This window comes from Paracidovorax sp. (genome assembly GCF_057642795.1).
Genome location: NZ_JBXYZY010000031.1, coordinates 1 through 739, shown reverse-complemented (window position 1 = coordinate 739; position 739 = coordinate 1). Strand labels below are relative to the sequence as shown.

The window sequence follows — 739 nt, the reverse complement described above, 5'->3', positions numbered from 1 at the left end:
AGCGCGGGAACACTTGGGTGAAAATAAATGAAGCTCAATTCCAGATGGGCTATAAAGGCTTCATTCAATTGGCTCAACGGAGCGGGCAAATCAGGAATATAAACTGCGATGTCGTCTACAAAGAAGAATTTTTGCGGTACGACAAAGTTTACGGCACGTTACATCTAACAGATGAGCAGGTTGATAGCGGAGAGGTTGAAGGATATTTTGCGAGCTTGGAATTGATCAATGGATTCCGAAAAATGATTTTCTGGAAAAAAGAAAAAGTCATAGCACATGCTCAAAAATATTCCAAAACTTACGACAAGAAAACTGGTGATTTTAAACCAGGGACACCTTGGAAAACTGAATTTGACGCCATGGCTCAAAAAACGCTGATAAAAGAGCTTTTGAGCAAGTATGCGCCGCTTTCAATCGAATTACAAAAGGCTATTCTAGCCGACAACGAGGATTCAAATGTAAATGAAGTGAAGAGAGCAAAGGACATCACACCTCAAGAACCAGAAAATCTATCAGATTTGCTGAGTGATCCAGAGGAAGAACAAGCTAAAGATGTTACGCCTCTTGAAGATGATGCTCAAAATTCAGCTGCAGATAACGTCCCGGATTTCGATGAAGAAACTGGCCAAATGGACATGCTGGAAGGGGAGGATTTCTAGAATGACTGAAGAAGTAAAAGATGTGACGGATAGTCTAGAACTTGTACCCGTTTCAGAGTTACAAGTTGGATTTAATTTAA

General features: G+C 40.5%; 1 protein-coding gene. It reads left to right on the top strand.

The features are described from left to right. The coding region (locus tag AC3A84_RS12820) for a recombinase RecT (protein WP_487970082.1) at window positions 1–659 on the top strand (659 nt) is incomplete at its 5' end. Between the last annotated feature and the right edge of the window lie 80 nt (window positions 660–739).